19 protein-coding genes are annotated in these 18,954 nt (G+C 43.9%); 8 read left to right on the forward strand and 11 right to left on the reverse strand.

The window, feature by feature from the left end; translation table 11 throughout:
* Positions 1-68 precede the first annotated feature (68 nt).
* The 6 genes from rplU to folA all read left to right on the forward strand — a co-directional run bounded on the left by rplU (position 69) and on the right by folA (position 4,056).
* Positions 69-380 carry a 50S ribosomal protein L21 gene (rplU, locus tag ACED46_RS10715; RefSeq protein ID WP_004740823.1) on the forward strand — a complete coding sequence of 104 codons (312 nt, stop codon included), beginning with the start codon at positions 69-71 and terminating at the stop codon, positions 378-380.
* Positions 381-399: 19 nt separating this feature from the next.
* Positions 400-657: a 50S ribosomal protein L27 gene (rpmA, locus tag ACED46_RS10720; protein WP_004735905.1), complete on the forward strand. Its 258-nt coding sequence runs from the start codon at positions 400-402 to the stop codon at positions 655-657.
* 305 nt (positions 658-962) lie between these two features.
* Positions 963-2,135 (forward strand): Obg family GTPase CgtA, encoded by a 1,173-nt coding sequence (gene cgtA, locus ACED46_RS10725; protein WP_371721427.1) that lies wholly within the window; start codon positions 963-965, stop codon positions 2,133-2,135.
* Positions 2,136-2,299: 164 nt separating this feature from the next.
* Positions 2,300-3,067 carry a threonine/serine exporter ThrE family protein gene (locus ACED46_RS10730; RefSeq protein ID WP_017061378.1) on the forward strand — a complete coding sequence of 256 codons (768 nt, stop codon included), beginning with the start codon at positions 2,300-2,302 and terminating at the stop codon, positions 3,065-3,067.
* Positions 3,067-3,540: a threonine/serine exporter family protein gene (locus ACED46_RS10735; protein ID WP_017062945.1), complete on the forward strand. Its 474-nt coding sequence runs from the start codon at positions 3,067-3,069 to the stop codon at positions 3,538-3,540. Before ACED46_RS10730 ends, ACED46_RS10735 begins: the two co-directional genes overlap by 1 nt.
* Before the next feature lie 36 nt (positions 3,541-3,576).
* Positions 3,577-4,056 carry a type 3 dihydrofolate reductase gene (folA, locus tag ACED46_RS10740; RefSeq protein ID WP_017062944.1) on the forward strand — a complete coding sequence of 160 codons (480 nt, stop codon included), beginning with the start codon at positions 3,577-3,579 and terminating at the stop codon, positions 4,054-4,056.
* 74 nt (positions 4,057-4,130) lie between these two features.
* On the opposite strand, the gene ACED46_RS10745 is transcribed toward folA, so the two are convergent.
* From ACED46_RS10745 to lptD, 6 genes are all read right to left on the reverse strand, one after another.
* Positions 4,131-4,934: a symmetrical bis(5'-nucleosyl)-tetraphosphatase gene (locus ACED46_RS10745; RefSeq protein WP_017062943.1), complete on the reverse strand. Its 804-nt coding sequence runs from the start codon at positions 4,932-4,934 to the stop codon at positions 4,131-4,133.
* A 29-nt stretch (positions 4,935-4,963) separates the two neighbouring features.
* Positions 4,964-5,344: a Co2+/Mg2+ efflux protein ApaG gene (apaG, locus tag ACED46_RS10750; protein WP_004735899.1), complete on the reverse strand. Its 381-nt coding sequence runs from the start codon at positions 5,342-5,344 to the stop codon at positions 4,964-4,966.
* Positions 5,345-5,432: 88 nt separating this feature from the next.
* Positions 5,433-6,248, reverse strand: a complete 816-nt coding sequence (gene rsmA / locus ACED46_RS10755; protein WP_017062942.1) for a 16S rRNA (adenine(1518)-N(6)/adenine(1519)-N(6))-dimethyltransferase RsmA — start codon at positions 6,246-6,248, stop codon at positions 5,433-5,435.
* Positions 6,245-7,237: a 4-hydroxythreonine-4-phosphate dehydrogenase PdxA gene (gene pdxA / locus ACED46_RS10760; RefSeq protein ID WP_017062941.1), complete on the reverse strand. Its 993-nt coding sequence runs from the start codon at positions 7,235-7,237 to the stop codon at positions 6,245-6,247. The genes rsmA and pdxA overlap by 4 nt, the downstream gene beginning before the upstream one ends.
* A complete protein-coding gene (gene surA, locus ACED46_RS10765; protein ID WP_065584690.1) occupies positions 7,224-8,522 on the reverse strand; it encodes a peptidylprolyl isomerase SurA in 1,299 nt (432 codons plus the stop codon). The genes pdxA and surA overlap by 14 nt, the downstream gene beginning before the upstream one ends.
* 43 nt (positions 8,523-8,565) lie before the next feature.
* Positions 8,566-10,893 (reverse strand): LPS assembly protein LptD, encoded by a 2,328-nt coding sequence (gene lptD / locus ACED46_RS10770; RefSeq protein ID WP_371721428.1) that lies wholly within the window; start codon positions 10,891-10,893, stop codon positions 8,566-8,568.
* Between the two features lie 149 nt (positions 10,894-11,042).
* Between lptD and djlA the strand changes: the two genes are divergently transcribed.
* Positions 11,043-11,897, forward strand: coding sequence for a co-chaperone DjlA (gene djlA / locus ACED46_RS10775; RefSeq protein WP_017061385.1), 855 nt, complete (start codon positions 11,043-11,045; stop codon positions 11,895-11,897).
* Between the two features lie 57 nt (positions 11,898-11,954).
* The gene (locus ACED46_RS10780; protein ID WP_017061386.1) at positions 11,955-12,500 is read left to right on the forward strand and encodes a DUF924 family protein; all 546 of its coding nucleotides are present in this window, start codon (positions 11,955-11,957) and stop codon (positions 12,498-12,500) included.
* A 95-nt stretch (positions 12,501-12,595) separates the two neighbouring features.
* Here ACED46_RS10780 and ACED46_RS10785 read toward each other — a convergent pair whose 3' ends face one another.
* The 5 genes from ACED46_RS10785 to leuA form a co-directional block, all read right to left on the reverse strand.
* Positions 12,596-13,378 (reverse strand): DUF547 domain-containing protein, encoded by a 783-nt coding sequence (locus tag ACED46_RS10785; RefSeq protein WP_137001752.1) that lies wholly within the window; start codon positions 13,376-13,378, stop codon positions 12,596-12,598.
* Positions 13,379-13,534: 156 nt separating this feature from the next.
* Positions 13,535-14,137 carry a 3-isopropylmalate dehydratase small subunit gene (gene leuD / locus ACED46_RS10790; protein WP_017062937.1) on the reverse strand — a complete coding sequence of 201 codons (603 nt, stop codon included), beginning with the start codon at positions 14,135-14,137 and terminating at the stop codon, positions 13,535-13,537.
* A gap of 14 nt (positions 14,138-14,151) precedes the next feature.
* Positions 14,152-15,564 (reverse strand): 3-isopropylmalate dehydratase large subunit, encoded by a 1,413-nt coding sequence (gene leuC / locus ACED46_RS10795; RefSeq protein WP_371721429.1) that lies wholly within the window; start codon positions 15,562-15,564, stop codon positions 14,152-14,154.
* Between the two features lie 117 nt (positions 15,565-15,681).
* Positions 15,682-16,773, reverse strand: coding sequence for a 3-isopropylmalate dehydrogenase (gene leuB, locus ACED46_RS10800; RefSeq protein ID WP_017061390.1), 1,092 nt, complete (start codon positions 16,771-16,773; stop codon positions 15,682-15,684).
* A 97-nt stretch (positions 16,774-16,870) separates the two neighbouring features.
* Positions 16,871-18,418: a 2-isopropylmalate synthase gene (gene leuA / locus ACED46_RS10805; RefSeq protein ID WP_371721430.1), complete on the reverse strand. Its 1,548-nt coding sequence runs from the start codon at positions 18,416-18,418 to the stop codon at positions 16,871-16,873.
* Positions 18,419-18,954: the final 536 nt, after the last annotated feature.

The raw sequence follows: 18,954 nt of genomic DNA on the forward strand, positions 1-18,954 counted from the left end.
TTAGTTTAGCGCACACCCGAGTTGTACAATTAACAACCATAGGCTGTGCGGAAAAAGCGGAGTAAAATATGTACGCTGTTTTCCAATCTGGTGGCAAACAACACCGAGTAAGCGAAGGTCAAACACTTCGTTTAGAGAAATTAGACGTTGAAACTGGTGCAACTGTTGAATTTGATAAAGTTCTTCTTGTTGCTAACGGCGAAGAAATCGCTGTTGGTGCACCTCTTGTTGAAGGTGGCAAGGTTACTGCAGAAGTAGTACAACACGGTCGTGGCGATAAAGTAAAAATCGTTAAGTTCCGTCGTCGTAAGCACTCGCGTAAGCAAGCTGGTCACCGTCAGTGGTTCACTGAAGTGAAAATCACTGGCATTAACGCTTAAGTATTAGGAGAGTTTAACAATGGCACATAAAAAAGCTGGCGGTTCTACTAATAACGGCCGCGATTCAGAAAGCAAACGTCTTGGTGTTAAGCGTTTTGGTGGTGAATCTGTTCTTGCAGGTAACATCATCGTTCGTCAACGTGGTACTAAGTTCCACGCTGGCACAAACGTTGGCATCGGTAAAGACCACACTCTTTTCGCTCTTACTGAAGGTAAAGTGAAATTTGCTGTTAAAGGTCCTAAAAACCGTAAGTTTGTAAGCATCGAAGCTGAGTAATTTAATCTTTAACTAGATTATTTTATTAGCTTTCAAGCTGAATTCAAAAGCCCTGCCGATTCGGCAGGGTTTTTTATTTATAGCAAGAATAAAAAAGCAGACGCTCTTGTTTTGGTTTTGAGAAGCCGTTTTATTTTTTGATAAACAGATTAGTTTTTAAGAAATAAGAAGCAAAGAACCTCTCCTTATTTGTTCCTTGGTTGCAGGTCGGCCTAGATCTTAGGTGATCGATCTAAACACGGATCTGCTAGAATTTATATCACTCCTTGATGAGTGGTAACGCAACGTAAGTGCGGAGTTAAAAAATGAAATTCGTTGATGAAGCGGTAGTAAAAATAGAAGCCGGTGATGGCGGTAATGGTACAGTTAGCTTTTGGCGCGAAAAATTCGTCGCTAAAGGTGGTCCTGATGGCGGCGACGGTGGTGACGGCGGTGATGTTTACATCCAAGCGGATGAGAACTTAAACACACTGATCGATTACCGTTTCCAACGTTTTTACAATGCAGAGCGTGGCGAGAATGGTCGCGGCGGTAACTGTACTGGTAAACGTGGTAAAGACATTACGCTGAAAGTACCAGTTGGTACGCGTGCAGTTGATATCCACACCAACGAAATCGTTGCTGAAGTTGTTGAACACGGCAAGAAAGTAATGGTTGGTAAAGGTGGTTGGCACGGTCTTGGTAACACGCGTTTTAAATCGTCTGTTAACCGCGCTCCTCGTCAAAAGACAATGGGTACTAAAGGCGAAGTTCGTGAACTGCGTTTAGAGCTTCTTCTATTAGCTGACGTTGGTATGCTTGGCCTACCAAACGCAGGTAAATCTACTTTTATTCGTTCAGTATCTGCTGCGAAACCAAAAGTGGCTGATTACCCGTTCACTACTTTGATCCCAAGCTTGGGTGTGGTAAGTGTTGTCCCTGAAAAGAGCTTCGTTGTTGCCGATATCCCAGGACTAATCGAAGGCGCAGCTGATGGCGCTGGCCTTGGTATCCGATTCCTTAAGCACCTTGAGCGTTGTCGTGTTCTTCTGCATATGATCGACATTATGCCGATCGATCAATCTGATCCTATTCAGAATGCACTAACGATCATCGATGAGCTTGAGCAATACAGTGAAAAAGTTTCACAAAAACCTCGCTGGTTAGTGTTCAATAAAGTTGACCTAATGCCAGAAGACGAAGCAGACGAAAAGATTCAAGAAATCATCGATGCTTTGGGCTGGGAAGGCGAGTACTTCAAGATCTCTGCTGTGAATAAAATCGGCACCAAAGATCTTTGCTTCAAACTAGGTGAGTTTATGGAAAACCTACCTCGTGAAGTTGTAGAAGTTGAAGAAGAAGAAAAAGTAGACTTTATGTGGGATGACTACCATAAAGATGCGATGAGCGGTAAGAATGTCGTTACTGAAGATGACGACGATTGGGACGATTGGGATGACGAAGAGGATGACGGCCATGTTATCTATGTTCGTGACTAATCCTCTTAGTTTCTCATAACGCATCGGTCGCTTCTTACGAGTACACTGATAGTTTTATTAAACCGCAATGAAAATTGCGGTTTTTTTGTATCTAAATCATGACGTCTTACTGTTTTTTATGCAAAATTTATCTTTAGATAATTAACGCCTATGGGAAGGAAATCATGGCATCAAAGCAAAGAGCGATCTCAAGACTCGTCGCTCAATCAGGACAAATGTTATTGGCGCACGGGGCAGAGAGCACACTGGTCGGCGATATCATGCGTCGCATCGGTATTGCTTGTGGGGTGAATGAGGTTGAAGTCGCACTGTCAGCCAATGCGCTTGTTGTAACTACCGTAATGGATGATCACTGTATTACCACTACTCGAAGTTGTGCTGATCGTGGCATTAACATGCAGGTTATCACCGACATTCAACGCATTTGCATCATGATGGAGAAGGGAATTCTCGATTATGATTTGGCGTATAAAAAGATTCAAAACATCAGCCCCGAGCGCTACAACCGTTGGTTAGTGGTTGTGATGATAGGGTTGTCGTGCGCCTCTTTTAGCCACCTTGCGGGCGGAGACTGGCAAGTCTTCATGATGACTTTTATTGCTTCAGCTTGCGGTATGATCGTCAGGCAAGAGATTGGGCACCGCCATTTCAATCCGCTATTAAACTTTGCTATCACAGCATTCGTTACCACGACCATTTCAGCTCAAGCCGTACTTTACAATATTGGCGGCCAACCCACGATCGTGATGGCTTCATCTGTATTAATGTTAGTACCTGGTTTTCCTCTGATTAACTCCGTCGCTGATATGCTTAAAGGCCATATTAATATGGGGTTAGCGCGCTTTACCATGGCCAGCTTATTAACTCTGGCGACGAGCTTGGGCATTGTCGCGGCGATGAGTCTATCAGATGTTTGGGGGTGGGCAAGCTAATGAGTATTTTCGAACTGTTTTTAGGTCTGCTCAACGATATGTTTTTCGCCGCTATTCCTGCGGTTGGGTTTGCATTGGTGTTTAACGTTCCGCAACGTGCTTTAATTTATTGTGCACTCGGTGGTTCTATCGGTCATGGTAGCCGGTATCTGATGATGCACTTTGGTATTCCAATCGAATGGGCGACGTTCTTCGCCGCAACCGTGGTTGGTATGATAGGGGTTCATTGGTCACATAAACTGTTAGCACATCCGAAGGTGTTTACGGTTGCAGCTCTAATTCCTATGGTGCCAGGTGTGTTCGCCTTCAAGGCGATGATTGCGATGGTGGAGATTAACAGGGCAGGCTACACGCCTGAGTTGTTGGCAATGTTGATGGAGAACTTTTTAAAATCGATGTTCATTATCGCAGGGTTGGCGGTTGGCTTAGCTGTGCCAGGGCTGTTATTCTATCGCCGTAGACCTATCGTTTAGCGTTAATTTTCTTTTTAGGGACAGGACTTTCGATTTATGATCATCAGCATGATAGCGGCAATGGCAAACAACCGTATAATTGGTAAAGACAATCAGATGCCTTGGCATTTACCTGCGGATTTTGCATGGTTTAAACGCTCGACTATGGGTAAACCAGTCGTGATGGGACGTAAGACCTACGATTCTATTGGACGCCCTTTGCCGGGTCGGTTGAATGTCGTAATCAGCCGTGATGAGAGTTTAAAGATTGAAGGTGTAACGACGGTAACTTCTATTGAACAGGCTCTAGAGCTACTCAGTGATGTTGAAGAGGTGATGATCATTGGTGGCGGCTCTATTTATGAGAGCTGCTTACCTAAAGCGGACAAGTTGTATCTGACTTACATCGATTTCGCCGTCGATGGAGATACACAATTTCCTGACTGGGGTGAAGGTTGGAAGCAGAGCTTTAACGAGAGCTATCAAGCTGACGAGAAAAACAAACACAACATGGAGTTTGTGATTCTCGAGCGTTAACTGTGGTTATCAATAGCTAGTCTCTGAAAAATGCTTGCGTTACCCTACCAAGGTAGCGCAAGTTTCTCGTATCTTTATAGCGCTTTCTGAGTGAAAAACTGTTTATCTTCCCAGCGAAGAATTGTCAATTCACCTCCCCAGACGCATCCAGTATCAAGTCCAATTACGTCTTTTCCGTTATAGCCTTCAAGCGCAGCCCAGTGTCCAAAAACAACGGTTTTATCGAGCTTTATGCGTTGCGGAAGGTCAAACCATGGCACTAATGGTTCATCGGTAATCTCATTCGGTGGTAGCTTACATGCCATGTCGAGACGGCCATCTTCAAAACAGAAACGCATTCTTGTCAGGCTATTGATCGCATAGCGATAGCGCTCAATATCATGTAAATCCTGATGCCATAAATCAGGCGCGTTGCTGTACATGTTTTCGATTAGCCATTGCCATTTATCGGACTTTAACAAGGATACGATCTCTCGATTTTCAACACGTGCTCTTTCTAGATTCCACTGCGGTGAGATACCCGCATGGCACATCACGAACTCTGGGTGTTCTTGAAGCAAAGGCTGTTGTCTTAACCATTCGATTAGCAGTTCACGATCTTCAGCATCAAGAATCGCTTGAGTCTTATCTTTTGGTTTCGCTGGAAATAGTCCTAAGGACACCGCCAGAAGATGTAAGTCGTGGTTGCCTAATACAACCTTAGCTGCGTCACCAAGGTTACGAATAAAGCGTAACGTCTCCAATGATTTAGGGCCTCGAGCAACTAAGTCTCCGGCGACCCATAAAGTATCTTGGTGTTTATCAAAGTTAATTTTTTCAAGTAGTCCTTGAAGTTCGTCGAAGCACCCTTGGATGTCTCCGACAATGTAATTCGACACAATAATTTCCTGTAGATACGGATGTACGGCTAATTAAGAATATTAGGGATTGCGAGTCTGAATGGGTCAACTTCGGTAATAAAATCAATGCCCTTGTTATCGGTCATCACATAGTGACCTTGCATAACGCCAACAGGGGTTTCGATGACCGTACCACTTGTGTAGGTGTACTCGTCGTTGGCTTCAATCACGGGTTGTTGGCCAACTACACCATCACCCTCAATGGTGAGCTGCTTGCCGTTAGAGTCGGTAATTAACCAGCGGCGAGACATAAGTTGCACCGTTGTTTTACTTAGATTTTTGATGGTAATAATGTAGGCGAAGACATAACGATTCTTCGTTGGCTCAGATTGTTCTTCTATGTACTTAGAGTGAACCTGGCATTTGATACAAGGCGTAGATATATCCATATTCGCACCTTTTGTTGTTGATATACTTAATGTAATTAAAGTATTACATAAAAAAGGCTCCTAACCGAAGTGTAGGAGCCTTTTTTATTTATTTGTCAGCGTTATGACTGTCGTACAACCAGTTTGCCATGTCGACAAACTGCTCGAGCGTTAAGTTCTCAGGACGCATGCTTGGGTTGATACCTAGCTCTTCAAGCACTTCCTTATCGATTAAGCTCTTGTAGCAGTTACGAACTGTTTTACGACGTTGGTTAAAGCCTTCACGACAGACGCGATCTAGCCATTTCAGATCTTTTGCCGGATAAGGCAGCACTTCGTATGGCTGTAGGCGCACGACTGCTGAGTCTACTTTCGGTGGCGGAACGAAGGCCGTTGGTGGAACTTCTAACACAGGCGTTACTTTACAGTAGTATTGAGCCATTACAGTAAGACGACCGTAAGCTTTACTGCCAGGGCCAGCAGCTAGACGGTTAACCACTTCTTTTTGAAGCATAAAGTGCATGTCTTGCACGTCTTTATGGAATTCAAAAAGGTGGAACATCAATGGTGTAGAGATGTTATATGGCAAGTTACCAAAGATGCGTAGCTTATTGTTTGGCTTAACCAGTTCTTGGAAATCGAACTTCATCGCATCGCCTTCACGGATCGTTAGCTTGTCCGCAAGATCTGGATGGTTACGAAGACGTTCTGCAAGGTCTCTATCCAATTCGATAACAGTAAATTTATCGACAAGCTTACCCACAGGCTCAGTAATTGCGCCTAGACCAGGACCGATCTCTACCAAGTTTTGACCTGGTAGTGGGTTAATACTCGATACGATGCCATCAATAATGTATGGATCGTTAAGGAAGTTTTGACCAAAACGTTTACGCGCTTTGTGCCCTAAGTGGACATCATTTCTCATTGCTTTTTCTCTACTAATTCAATGGCGTGCGTGAGCGCTGTTCTAAAGCTCCCTGTATCGGCTTGGCCTTTCCCTGCCAAGTCTAAGGCGGTACCGTGGTCGACTGATGTGCGAATAAACGGTAAGCCAAGCGTGATGTTCACTGAGCGACCAAACCCTTTGTATTTCAATACCGGGAGTACTTGGTCGTGATACATACCTAAAACAGCATCTGCATCTTGCAAATATTTTTCATTAAAGATGGTGTCTGCTGGCAATGGGCCAACTAAATTGATGCCATCTTTTTGGCGAATTTTTTCTAGCGTCGGGGTGATAGTTTCAATCTCTTCACGCCCTAAACAACCATCTTCACCAGCATGTGGATTCAAGCCACACACATAGATAGTTGGTTTCTCAATAGCAAATTTTTCAACCAAGTCTTTATTTAGAATAGCAATAATTTGCTCTAATCTGTCTTCGGTCACAGCTTGAGATACATAAGCTAGTGGGATGTGCGTTGTTACTAGCGCAACACGCAGCCCTTCAGTTGCCAACATCATCACCACCAGTGGTGTATTGGACTTCTCTGCAAAGAACTCGGTATGGCCGCTAAAAGCAACGCCAGCTCGGTTAATTACACCCTTGTGAACGGGGCCGGTGACAATAGCATCAAATTCATCATTCATACAGCCAATTGCTGCGGTTTCTAAAGTATTTAATACGTAATGACCATTAGCCTCATTGAGTTGACCTGCAACTGCCGTTTCAGCAAGTGGAACGTGTTTCACTACCAGTGTGCCAGCGCGTTGCGGTTGCTTAGCTGCATTTGCATCGTAGTCCAGAAGATCGACTTCGATACCAAGAATTTTAGCTCGCTCGGATAGCAGTGTTTTATCAGCACAAACCACGAGTTGATGAGGCCAACTTTCTTGAGATAGAGCCAAAGTTAAATCTGGGCCTATCCCTGCTGGTTCACCTGCGGTTATGACAATACGTTTAGTTGTTGTCATCTTGGTCGTCCTCAACCATCTCAACAAAGGCACTTGCTCTTACTTCTTGTAGCCAAGCACCAGCTTCTTCGTTGAATTTACGGTTAAATAGAATTTGGTAAGCTTTGTTTTTCAAAGCTGAATCGGTACGGTCGACTTCGCGACGGTCTAGTACTTCAACAATGTGCCAACCGTGTACGGTTTTGAATGGCGCACTGATTTTGCCTTCTGGTAGCGTTTCTACTTGGTGTTTGAATTCTGGTACATACAAATCTGGTGTTTGGTAGCCTAGCTCACCATCTTGTACTGCAGAACCTGGATCTTGGCTGTATTGCTGTGCAAGGTCGCCAAAGCTCGCTTCACCTGTGTTTACGCGGCGCGTGATCTCTTCAAGTTGTTCTTTCGCGCCATCGTCACTCAAGATTACGGTTGGCTTAATCAATATATGACGAGCATTCACTTCCGTTACTGCTACGGTTTCTAAGCCTTTCACATCTTCAATTTTTAGAATGTGGAAACCTACACCGCTACGGAAAGGACCGATGATGCTGCCTTTATTTTGCATTTTGATCTGGTCAGCAAAAATGGTTGGCATCTCTTCTTTACGCATCCAACCCCAATCACCACCTTGCAGCGCTTTAGGACCCTTAGAGTAAGTATATGCCATGGTGCTGAAATCTTTGCCTGAGTTCAGTTCTTCAACCAGTTCAGTAGCTTGAGCTTCTAACTCTTCTTTGGTTTGGTCATCATTAAAGCGCAGTTGAATGTGGCCAATTTTATATTGAACGGTCGCGTTAGTCTCTTGCGCTAAGATATCTGCTAGGTTATCAACTTCCGCAGGAAGAATATTGATACGGCGACGAACTAAGGCGTTACGAGCTTCACTTGCTGCAATCTCTTTTCTTACTTGCTCTCGAAATGCATTGTAGCTAAGGCCTTCTTCAGCAACCGATGCGGTAAGTTGTTCTACCGTTTGGTTGTTGTCTTTAGCGATACCTTCAATTGCTTGATCAAGTCGAGCATCATCAATACGAACACCGATACGTTCTGCTTCTTGAGTTTGAATAGTATCGATGATCAGTTTTTCTAGTACTTGCTCATTGAGCACATCTTGCGATGGCAGTGTTTGACCGCTTTTTTTTGCGTTGGCACGCAGTGTCTTCATCGAAGCATCGATGTCGCTTTGTAAGATAACGCCTTCGTTAACGATAACTTTTACGCTGTCTAGCTCAACCGGTGCTGCAAAGCTTGTTGATAAAGTACAAGTCGCTGCAATAGCAATTAATGTGCGTTTCCACAATGTCATGTGTAATCCTTTAAATTTACTGATTTCTTATCAGTAAAGAAAATTAGTTGTTTAAGAAGAATGGGCGACCGTAGCTCAATGAGTTATCAGAACTGCTATCCCCAACAGCGCCTGAATCAGAGCCTAAGTTAGTACCAAAGCCGATAATACCGAAATTCACACCAAAGTTATTTTCATATTCAGGCGTGACATTTGGATCACTAATGTTATTTGTCAGCTGGTTACTATACGTAAATCCGATATACCAACAATCCGATTTATAGTTCAAGCGAGCCAACCATTCTAGATTTTCTTGTGTGGTTAAATCATAGAAATATTGAGCACTGGCATTCCACTTCCGCGAAATCTGGTAAGCACCAAGTAAGCCTGCTTGTGAGATACCATCTCTAGTTATTGAACCAACATTTATACTTTCGCCTACATTATCCTCAATATATTCTTCTGTAACGTAGCGGTAGTTGGTTTGTATATAGCCGCCGGCAAAACGGTACTCAATGGTACTGTTAGCAAGTTGCATCGAAGATGAATCAATGTCGTATTGCACACCGCCATGGTAGAAAAGGTAATCATCGTAGTTGAAGTCCATTTCAATAGCCCAAGATGAATAATTAGTTTTGTCAGCGGAGTCTTCGTTGCCTAAAGTTTGCTTTGTATCTTTATCAAAATAGAAAATTTGACCAAAAGATATGTTTAAGCGCTCTTTATACTCATCATCGAAGAAACGAGACGATGCGCCATAGCTAATTTGATTTGCTGACGCAATGCGGTCTACACCACTGTATTTGCGGCTTCTGAATAAGCCATAGTAATCAGTCTGTAGTAGTGTTGTATCGTAAAGACCAATTTCGCTTTGATCTTCTTCTGGCACGTAAAGGTACTGAACTTGAGGTTCGAGTGTTTGAGTGTAATTACCTACAATTTTTGTATCACGTTCAAGAACGATACCTGCGTGGCTTCTAAACTCAGGTATTACACGTGTTACTGATTCCTCTAAATCTTCATACTCACTATCAATGTCATTCAGATCCTGTTGGTAGTATGTACCAAGTAATCGTGCTTCGGTTGTCCAAGTGCCCCAAGTGTTACCTACTGGGATTGTAATACCAGGTTCAACGTGAACACGAGTGGCTGATGGTTTGCCTGATGCGTCGGTATCGAACATTGATATATGACTGATTAAGTCAAAATCTAGGTAATCCATTACCTCTGGAGCATAGTAGTTATACTCGAGTTGTGGCATTAGACGATAAGGCAAGTTATTGCTGGTGGTAAGAACTTGGAAGTCTCGAACAAGTACAGACGCATCCCAATTTTGAGAACGGTATGTTGCTTGCCCTTCTTGAAGCAGTTGTCCATCTTCACGGTTACCGATATTTGAGCTCATGTCCGAAAAGTAGTCAATATCACTGACTTTAGAGTAATCAATTTCGAATAACCAAGATTGTTGGAATATTCCTGAATGTTCTAGTTGGAAACCCCAACGATCGCCTAGATCAGTGTACTTTTGATCGTCTGGTAAATATTCAGACTCGATACTACCGGAACCAAAATCGCTTAAATATCTGAATTTACTGTTGAGTTGAGTGCCACGCTCTTGCATGTACTTGAAGGTAGTTTCCAAATCGTAGTCTGGTGCTAAGTTCCAATAAACAGGAATTTCAGCTTCAAAACCATCGCTTGAACCATACGAAACTGTTGGGTACAAGAAACCGGTTTTACGTGTATCACCCACCGGTACTGTTAAGTAAGGTAAGTAAAAGACGGGAACACTTTGGATTTCAAAACGTGGATTATAAAAAGTGGCTTGTTCTTCGTCTTGGTCGACACTGATGCTCGATGCTCTTAGGCGCCAAGCGTTATCACCAATCGGGCAAGACGTAATCGAACCATCTTCAATCTCATAAACCGCTTTACCTGTTTTTGCAATATAAACAGCATCTCCGCGACCGGGCTCGCAAAGGAATTCGTAATCGGTGTTCTCAAGCGTCATTTCATCTGTAGTCAGATTATTGGTCGCTCTGTCTGAGATAGATTTGATTTGACCATCACTAAAGTTTACGTTGCCTTCAGCTACAACGATATTTTCTTGTTGGTGCAGGGTTACGTTATCGGCAACGATGGTCTTGTTCCCTTGCGTAACGACTACGTCACCTGAATATATTGCCTTGTTACCATTGATAGCTTCTAAGCGATCTGACTCAACATGAGCGGGTAGCTGTGTCTCGTTTTCTGCAGCGGGCTCGATCAAGCATTGATCTATAGAGGGCATTTCCTGCACACTACTATCGGTGATTGTTTCAGCTTGAGTTGTCGACACGTATAACGCCGTACTTATAGACGCGGCTAACAAGGTGCGGGAAAAAGATTGCATGAAGTTGAACTATCCTGTGTCACTAGATGAAGGGTTGATCTAGTATCAATCCAATTAATAAAGCATTTTCCTTATGATAAAGGAAATAATAGCATTCAGCATCATCAGACAGCATTACTCAGATAAAATTCATAGATAGAGAACACATAATGCAAATATTTGGCAAAATTTTGGGCGCGTTTTTTGGCTTTTTATTTGGAGGGCCACTCGGTTTAGTTTTTGGTCTGTTTTTAGGACACCAATTCGATAAAGCTCGCGGATTGAACCAATCAGGCTTCAATAGCTCTGGTTTTGGTCGAGGTCCAAGCCAAGCAGAAAGACAGAACGAGTTTTTTAAATCCGCTTTTGCGGTTATGGGGCACGTTGCTAAAGCGAAAGGGCAGGTAACGCCAGAAGAGATTCAACTCGCTTCTACCATGATGGAGCGTATGAACCTGCATGGCGAACAGCGTAAAGCAGCGCAAGATGCATTCCGTGACGGCAAAGAGAGCGACTTCCCTCTGAACGACGTACTTGAGCGAGTTAAAATCTCATCGGGTGGTCGTTTTGATCTTCTGCAGTTCTTTCTAGAGCTTCAGGTATCTGCCGCATTTGCGGATGGAAGTTTGCACCCGAGTGAACGTCAAGTTCTGCATAAAATAGCGCAAGGGCTTGGGTTTTCGGCAGCACAACTAGAACGCCGCTTGCAGATGCAAGAAGCTGCGTTCCGTTTCCAACAGCAAGGTGGAAGCTTTGGTGGCCATCAGGGTCATGGGCAATCATCAGGTTGGCAACAGGCTTCGCAACAGAACCAACTTGGCGACGCATATAAGGTTCTTGGTGTGAGTGAAAGTGCTGACGGTAAAGAGGTGAAGAAAGCCTACCGCAAGCTGATGAATGAACATCACCCAGATAAACTGATGGCGAAGGGCTTACCGCCTGAGATGATGAATGTTGCGAAAGAGAAATCGCAAGAAATTCAGAATGCTTATGACCTGATAAAGAAAGTAAAAGGTTTTAAGTAATTGAACACTAAACCGAGTAATAACAAAGTTACTCGGTTTTTTATTAAAGGGAATTATATGACGGTAACGTATCAGGATGTTCTAGAGTTTTGGTTCGATGAGTTGACGCCTAAAGATTGGTTTACTGGCGGCGCCGAGATTGACACTTTGATAGAGTCTCGATTTTCTGAATTGCATAAAGCAGCCATTCAAGGCGAGCTATTTGAGTGGCGCCAAACTGCGCAAGGACGATTGGCTGAGATTATCGTACTTGATCAGTTTTCTCGAAATATTGGTAGAAAAAGTCCGACAGCATTTTCTGCTGATCCGATGGCGTTGGCTCTAGCCCAAGAGGCGGTAGCGGGTGGTTTTGATCACCAGCTTAACGAGCAACAGAAAAGCTTCCTGTATATGCCTTATATGCACAGTGAATCTTTGTTAGTCCATGAACAAGCCGTGGAACTCTTTTCTCAAACGGGATTAGAGCATAATCTGGACTTTGAGTTTAAGCACAAGGTTATCATTGAGCGATTTGGTCGCTATCCGCACCGTAATGAGGTGTTAGGGCGAGCTTCGACTCCCGAAGAGATTGAGTTCTTGCAGCAACCGGGCTCAAGCTTTTAATTGTAGAAATACGGTCAAATAATTGAGAAGAGGCTAGAGGTTAATAAAAACCTCTCGCCTCTTTTTTACTTTAGTGATCAACTTTAGCCTTAGAGCTAGTTTGCTTGGTTGAGCGACCAATCGTATTCATAACTGATGTTTTGAGTATTGGTTACTGCTTCAATTCGATATTGTTCTAAGTGCTGAATAAGCTGTTTCTTCGTACCAAAATCCACAGCAAACCATTCGTAAATCGATGATAGTTGAAGCTTATTGTTTGTAACCATCACGCCTTTGTCACTGCTTACAAACTCAGTTGCAGCTTGCTCTAGCAAGGCTTCAGTATTTTTAGAGGTAAAAGCGTCAGGTTGTAAGTTAGGGCAACCTAGGCTGGCACAGTTCACTGCATAATGCGTGCGAGGATCTTGCCAAATTGGTCTTAGGATTCGGTGTTCAATGTCATTGAGTGTCAGTGATTTCCCATTAACGACTACCACATCATCTCCCCACGGACCGAAACTAAATAGTCCGCCAAGTTTAGTTATGGATTTGATCGGGTAGGCATCAAGAATCAAATCGACAGTCACGGCGTTGTATAGGTTAACCCAATAGGCATACTGCTCCGCTTTTGAATAGTCGAGCGGATTCACCTGTTCGAGTTGCTTGATGTATTGTTTAAGCTTTGTTTTATCGGCGGTGTTCACTGCTTTATAGCGAACTAACGTATTTTGCCCCTGTTTAACCAAGTAGCTATCGAGGAATTGCTGCCAATCTTGATGAGATACCTGTTCTAGTTTGGTTTCGTCGCTTTGGTTCCAGTATGGCCAAAGATCGGACTTAGGCGCAGACCAAGCTAAGGTTGAGAAAAGTAGGCTGACAATAAAAAGTAGTTGTTTCATGGCATTCTCCTGATGACTGACTACTAAGACCTTAAGGCTTACCATTTTCTTTCATTGCCCTTCATTTAAATAAACATATGAAGTTAAGTTAAAAGCTTAGCCAAATAAAAAAGGTTGGCACTTGGCCAACCTTTAGATTTATTCAGAAACGTCTCATTATTTTAGGAAGCTAGGAATCTTAGCTTCAAACTCTGAGATCTTATCGGCATGTTGAAGTGTAAGGCCGATATTATCTAAACCATTCAGTAAGCAGTGACGACGGAACTCATCAATTTCAAACGAGTACTCTTTGCCGTTCGCGCTGACTTTCATTGCTTCTAGATCAACCGTAATTTCTGCACCTTCATTCGCTTCAACGAATTGGAATAGCTCATCCACTTCTTGCTCAGTCAATCGAACTGGCACCATTTGGTTGTTGATCGAGTTACCGTAGAAAATGTCGGCAAAGCTTGGTGCGATCATTACTTGGATACCGTAATCGGCAAGCGCCCACGGTGCGTGTTCACGAGATGAACCACAACCGAAGTTTTCACGAGCTAAAAGAATTGAAGCGCCTTGGTAGCGAGCTTCGTTCATTACAAAATCAGGGTTTGGCTGTTGGCCTGCATCGTCTAGGAAGCGCCAATCGTGGAACAAGTGCTTACCAAAACCGATGCGGTTTACTTTCTGTAGAAACTGCTTTGGAATGATCGCATCAGTATCGATGTTGGCCGTATCTAGAGGAACGACTAATCCGGTGTGTTGTTGAAAACCTGACATGTTAAATCCTCTAATTAAAGTTCACGAATATCGACAAAGTGACCAGCGATCGCTGCCGCGGCAGCCATTGCAGGGCTAACTAGGTGCGTACGACCATCACGGCCTTGGCGACCTTCAAAGTTACGGTTTGATGTAGAAGCGCAGCGCTCTTGTGGACCTAGGCGGTCGTTGTTCATTGCAAGACACATAGAACAACCTGGTAGGCGCCACTCAAAACCGGCTTCTTTGAAGATAACATCCAAACCTTCAGCTTCAGCTTGAGCTTTTACTTGCTCAGAGCCCGGAACGATAAGCGCTTGCACATGTTTTGCTACTTGACGGCCTTTCGCTACCGCTGCTGCTGCACGCATGTCTTCGATACGAGAGTTAGTACAAGAACCCACGAACACTTTATCTACGTTGTAATCAGATAGAGATTTACCGGCTTCAAGACCCATGTAAGCCAGCGCTTTTTCAGCTGATGCTTTTTCTACAGGGTCTGCGAAGCTTTCTGGTGCAGGGATTGGTGTGTCTACTGAGATAACCTGACCTGGGTTGGTACCCCAAGTGACTTGTGGTTTGATGTCTGCCGCTTCTAATGTAACAACTGCATCGAATTCTGCATCAGCATCGGTTTTTAACGTATCCCAGTATTCGATTGCTGCTTCTAGGTCTTCGCCTTCTGGAGAGAACTTACGACCTTTGATGTACTCGTATGTCGTTGCATCTGGAGCGATTAAGCCTGCTTTAGCGCCAAGCTCGATTGCCATGTTACATACTGTCATACGACCTTCCATCGTAAGGTCGGTAATTGCCTCACCACAGAATTCAACTACGTAGCCAGTACCGCCAGCAGCCGTTGTTTTACCGATGATCGCTAGCACGATGTCTTTTGCAGTGATGCCAGGAGTAACCTTGCCTTTTACTTCGATCTTCATGGTTTTAGCGCGAGCTTGTTTTAGCGTTTGCGTAGCTAGAACGTGCTCCACTTCTGAAGTGCCGATACCGAATGCTAGTGAACCAAATGCACCGTGTGTAGCCGTGTGCGAGTCACCACATACGATGGTCATGCCCGGCAGAGTAATACCTAGCTCAGGGCCCATTACGTGCACAATACCTTGGTATTTGTGGTTTAGGTCGTAAAGCGTGACACCAAACTCTTCACAGTTCTTCGATAGCGTTTCCATTTGGATACGAGCCATCTCACCAGAAGCGTTGATGTCTTTAGTTTGTGTCGATACGTTGTGATCCATGGTCGCGAAAGTCTTGCCAACTTGGCGAACTTTGCGGCCTTTCTCACGCAAGCCATCAAATGCTTGAGGTGACGTTACTTCGTGAACTAAGTGACGATCGATATAAAGAATTGGTGTTTCGCCCTTCGCTGCAACCGCAACGTGAGCGTCATAAATTTTTTCGTATAAGGTTTTTGCGTGCTGGTTTGTCGACATAGCTTTTCTTCCTTGGGAGCATCAGTCCCAGTGTTTGTTTCGAGCCAAGTCATGCGGTTTACGCTGACTTGGCTTGATATTATTCTTATGTACTTGCTTCTAATCGGAGCCTTTAGCTTATGAAGCTAAGATGTACTCAGCGATCTTGTCACCCATTTCAGAGGTAGTCAGCGCTTGGTTTTTGCCAGCAAGGTCTGCCGTTAGCTCGCCTGCAGAAAGTGCTTTAGAAACCGCTGCTTCGATGTCTTGTGCTGCCGCTTCTTCGCCTAGGCTGTAACGAAGCATTAGGGCTGCAGAAAGGATTTGCGCGACTGGGTTTGCAATGTTCTTACCTGCGATGTCTGGTGCACTGCCTCCTGCTGGTTCATATAGACCGAAGTTGCTTTCGTTTAAGCTTGCAGAAGGAAGCATACCCATAGAACCAGTGATCATTGCGCACTCATCAGAAATGATGTCGCCGAAGATGTTTGAACATAGCATTACGTCAAATTGAGACGGGTCTTTGATTAGCTGCATGGTCGCGTTGTCGATGTACATGTGGTTTAGCGTTACATCTGGGTAATCTTTAGCGATCTCTTCAACCACTTCACGCCATAAGATAGAGCTCTGCAGAACGTTTGCTTTATCGATTGAGTAAACGTTTTTGTTACGTAGACGTGCAGATTCAAACGCAATCTTGGCAATACGTTCGATCTCGTAACGGTGGTAAACCTCGGTATCAAATGCTTTTTCCGTTGCGCCTTCGCCTTCACGGCCTTTAGGTTGGCCGAAGTAGATACCGCCTGTTAGCTCACGGACTACCACGATGTCGAAACCGTTACCTGAGATGTCAGCACGTAAAGGCGAGAAAGACTCTAGACCTTTGTGGATTTGTGCAGGACGTAGGTTACAGAACAGTTGGAAGTGTTTACGGAGAGGAAGTAGGGCACCACGCTCTGGTTGATCGTTTGGTGGAAGGTGTTCCCACTTAGGGCCGCCAACCGAGCCAAATAGTACTGCGTCAGATTCTTCACAGCCTGTTACTGTCGCTTCTGGAAGTGGACAGCCGTGGTTATCAATTGCGATACCACCAACATCATACTCTTCACGAGAAAAGCTAATCGCATGCTTCTTTTCAATCGCGTCTAGCACTTTGTGTGCTTGCTGCATTACTTCTGGGCCAATGCCATCACCAGGTAGTACGGCAATCTTGTATGATTTATCAGTCATGTTAATCCTTTAATTCTTGTTACTGAGCTCTTTCGCTCGTTTTAAATTTTGTCCCTAAAGCCAATAACATCGGCTCTAGGGCTCTGTTATTGGGTGTTTAAACTGTTGCGATTCTTTGCTGTTTCATTTCAGCAATGGTGTCTGCGCGTTGAATGCTATTAATAACGTGCAGTAGCGCCTGACCAGAGGCCTCAACGATATCCGTTGAAACGCCCGTACCGTGGTACTTACGGCCTTTATAGTTAGCAATAATATCAGCTTGGCCTAAGCCATCTTCGCCTTCACCTTTCGCGGTAAGGTCGAATTTATCCAATGCAATTTCGTAACCCGTTAAGCGGTAGATACATTGGTATAAAGCATCAACAGGTCCGTTACCGACAGCCGCTTCGCATTTCTCTTCATCACCACATTGCAGCTTGATGCTAGTGGTAGACATAACACTACCAGATTGTACGCTTAGGTAGTTAAGTTTATAGAAGTCATCTTCGTCACGTAGATTTGCGAAGTGCATTAGTGCTTCTAGGTCGTAATCGAATACTTGGCCTTTACGGTCAGCCAGTTTCAAAAAGTCTTCGTACAATGAATCTAGGTTGTACTCATTGTCTTTGTAGCCCATTGCGTCCATGTGGCTCTTAACGGCTGCACGACCACTGCGGCTTGTTAGGTTCAATGCTTTGTTTTTCAAGCCAATAGACTCAGGTGTCATGATCTCGTAAGTGTTCTTGTTCTTTAGCATGCCATCTTGGTGGATACCTGAAGAGTGGCTGAATGCGTTTGCACCGACGATAGCTTTGTTGTCTTGAATTGGCATGTGGCAAAGCTGGCTAACCAACTTACTGGTACGGTGAATCTCTTGATGATTCAAACCAGTATGAACACCTAGTAACTCTTGGCGAGTTTTGATGATCATTGCGATTTCTTCTAAAGAACAGTTGCCCGCACGCTCACCGATACCGTTAATAGTACCTTCAACTTGACGAGCACCGGCTTGTACCGCAGCAATTGAGTCAGCAACCGACATACCCAAGTCATCGTGACAGTGAACAGAGATGATTGCTTGGTCGATGTTTGGAACGCGATCAAATAGCGTTTTGATAATGCCACCAAACTCGTTAGGTACTGTGTAGCCCACTGTGTCTGGAATGTTGATGGTTTTCGCGCCCGCGTTGATTGCCGCTTCAACCATACGACATAGGTTATCGATAGGCGTACGACCTGCATCTTCACAAGAGAACTCAACATCGTCTGTGTAGTTGCGCGCATGCTTTACCGCTTTTACTGCCATATCGACAACATCGTCGTAGCTACGGCGTAATTTATCTTGCACGTGAACCGTTGATGTAGAAATGAAGGTGTGAATACGGAACTGCTCAGCGACTTTTAACGCTTCTGCAGCGGCATCGATATCCTTCGCTACAGCACGAGAAAGTGCACAGATTCGGCTGTCTTTAATATTTTTTGCGATGGTTTGTACTGACTCAAAGTCGCCTGGTGATGACACCGGAAAGCCCGCTTCAATAACATCTACACCCAGTCGTTCAAGTGCATAAGCGATCTGTAATTTCTCTTTTACCGTTAAGCTTGCAGCCAACGCTTGCTCGCCATCACGTAAGGTCGTGTCAAAAATTATCACTTGATCGTTCATGGGTGCTTCCTTATATCGATAATGAATCGATTGCTATCCAAATTATTATTAAGAATGATGTTCTTTTAAAAGTGCCAGTTACAAAAAAACCCGCTCAGCGCGGGTTTTAATATTTGTGTAGTTCTTGACCCACAACTTACCCGCGCGATTGGTTCACGATAAGGAGAAGTTTCAGCAGTCGAGAAGAAGAAAAAATCATTACACAAATATCCGTAAATAAACTGTTAACACCATATTTACCGCAATTTATTCTGAGCGTCAAACAAGAAAATCCAATATCAGCGTGCTTTGGCGGTGTTTTTTTTTGGTTTGTGCTGCTTGCGTGTTGTTTGCTGGTGTTATCAGCTGATTGAGTGTTTTGTACTGGGCGGTTAGTTTATCGTTTGGCTGATGTGTAGGTTAAAACTTTGTAGTAAATCTTTTTGATGGAACGATTCACCAATAAAATTAAAAGGGTGGCTAAATTAATTAATCATTTGATTAAATAGTGAGTAATTAATCTTCTACAACCATGTCGATTTATCCCTATAATTAAT

The organism is Vibrio sp. 1S139, assembly GCF_041439475.1.
GTDB classification, from domain to species: domain Bacteria; phylum Pseudomonadota; class Gammaproteobacteria; order Enterobacterales; family Vibrionaceae; genus Vibrio; species Vibrio crassostreae_C.

Bases quoted from the DNA above. Each gene is read 5' to 3' on its own strand.
- rplU (WP_004740823.1), top strand. From the start codon at position 69: ATGTACGCTGTTTTCCAATCTGGTGGCAAACAACACCGAGTAAGCGAA.
- rpmA (WP_004735905.1), top strand. From the start codon at position 400: ATGGCACATAAAAAAGCTGGCGGTTCTACTAATAACGGCCGCGATTCA.
- cgtA (WP_371721427.1), top strand. From the start codon at position 963: ATGAAATTCGTTGATGAAGCGGTAGTAAAAATAGAAGCCGGTGATGGC.
- ACED46_RS10730 (WP_017061378.1), top strand. From the start codon at position 2,300: ATGGCATCAAAGCAAAGAGCGATCTCAAGACTCGTCGCTCAATCAGGA.
- ACED46_RS10735 (WP_017062945.1), top strand. From the start codon at position 3,067: ATGAGTATTTTCGAACTGTTTTTAGGTCTGCTCAACGATATGTTTTTC.
- folA (WP_017062944.1), top strand. From the start codon at position 3,577: ATGATCATCAGCATGATAGCGGCAATGGCAAACAACCGTATAATTGGT.
- apaG (WP_004735899.1), bottom strand. From the start codon at position 5,344: ATGGATATATCTACGCCTTGTATCAAATGCCAGGTTCACTCTAAGTAC.
- rsmA (WP_017062942.1), bottom strand. From the start codon at position 6,248: ATGAGAAATGATGTCCACTTAGGGCACAAAGCGCGTAAACGTTTTGGT.
- pdxA (WP_017062941.1), bottom strand. From the start codon at position 7,237: ATGACAACAACTAAACGTATTGTCATAACCGCAGGTGAACCAGCAGGG.
- surA (WP_065584690.1), bottom strand. From the start codon at position 8,522: ATGACATTGTGGAAACGCACATTAATTGCTATTGCAGCGACTTGTACT.
- lptD (WP_371721428.1), bottom strand. From the start codon at position 10,893: ATGCAATCTTTTTCCCGCACCTTGTTAGCCGCGTCTATAAGTACGGCG.
- djlA (WP_017061385.1), top strand. From the start codon at position 11,043: ATGCAAATATTTGGCAAAATTTTGGGCGCGTTTTTTGGCTTTTTATTT.
- ACED46_RS10780 (WP_017061386.1), top strand. From the start codon at position 11,955: ATGACGGTAACGTATCAGGATGTTCTAGAGTTTTGGTTCGATGAGTTG.
- ACED46_RS10785 (WP_137001752.1), bottom strand. From the start codon at position 13,378: ATGAAACAACTACTTTTTATTGTCAGCCTACTTTTCTCAACCTTAGCT.
- leuD (WP_017062937.1), bottom strand. From the start codon at position 14,137: ATGTCAGGTTTTCAACAACACACCGGATTAGTCGTTCCTCTAGATACG.
- leuC (WP_371721429.1), bottom strand. From the start codon at position 15,564: ATGTCGACAAACCAGCACGCAAAAACCTTATACGAAAAAATTTATGAC.
- leuB (WP_017061390.1), bottom strand. From the start codon at position 16,773: ATGACTGATAAATCATACAAGATTGCCGTACTACCTGGTGATGGCATT.
- leuA (WP_371721430.1), bottom strand. From the start codon at position 18,418: ATGAACGATCAAGTGATAATTTTTGACACGACCTTACGTGATGGCGAG.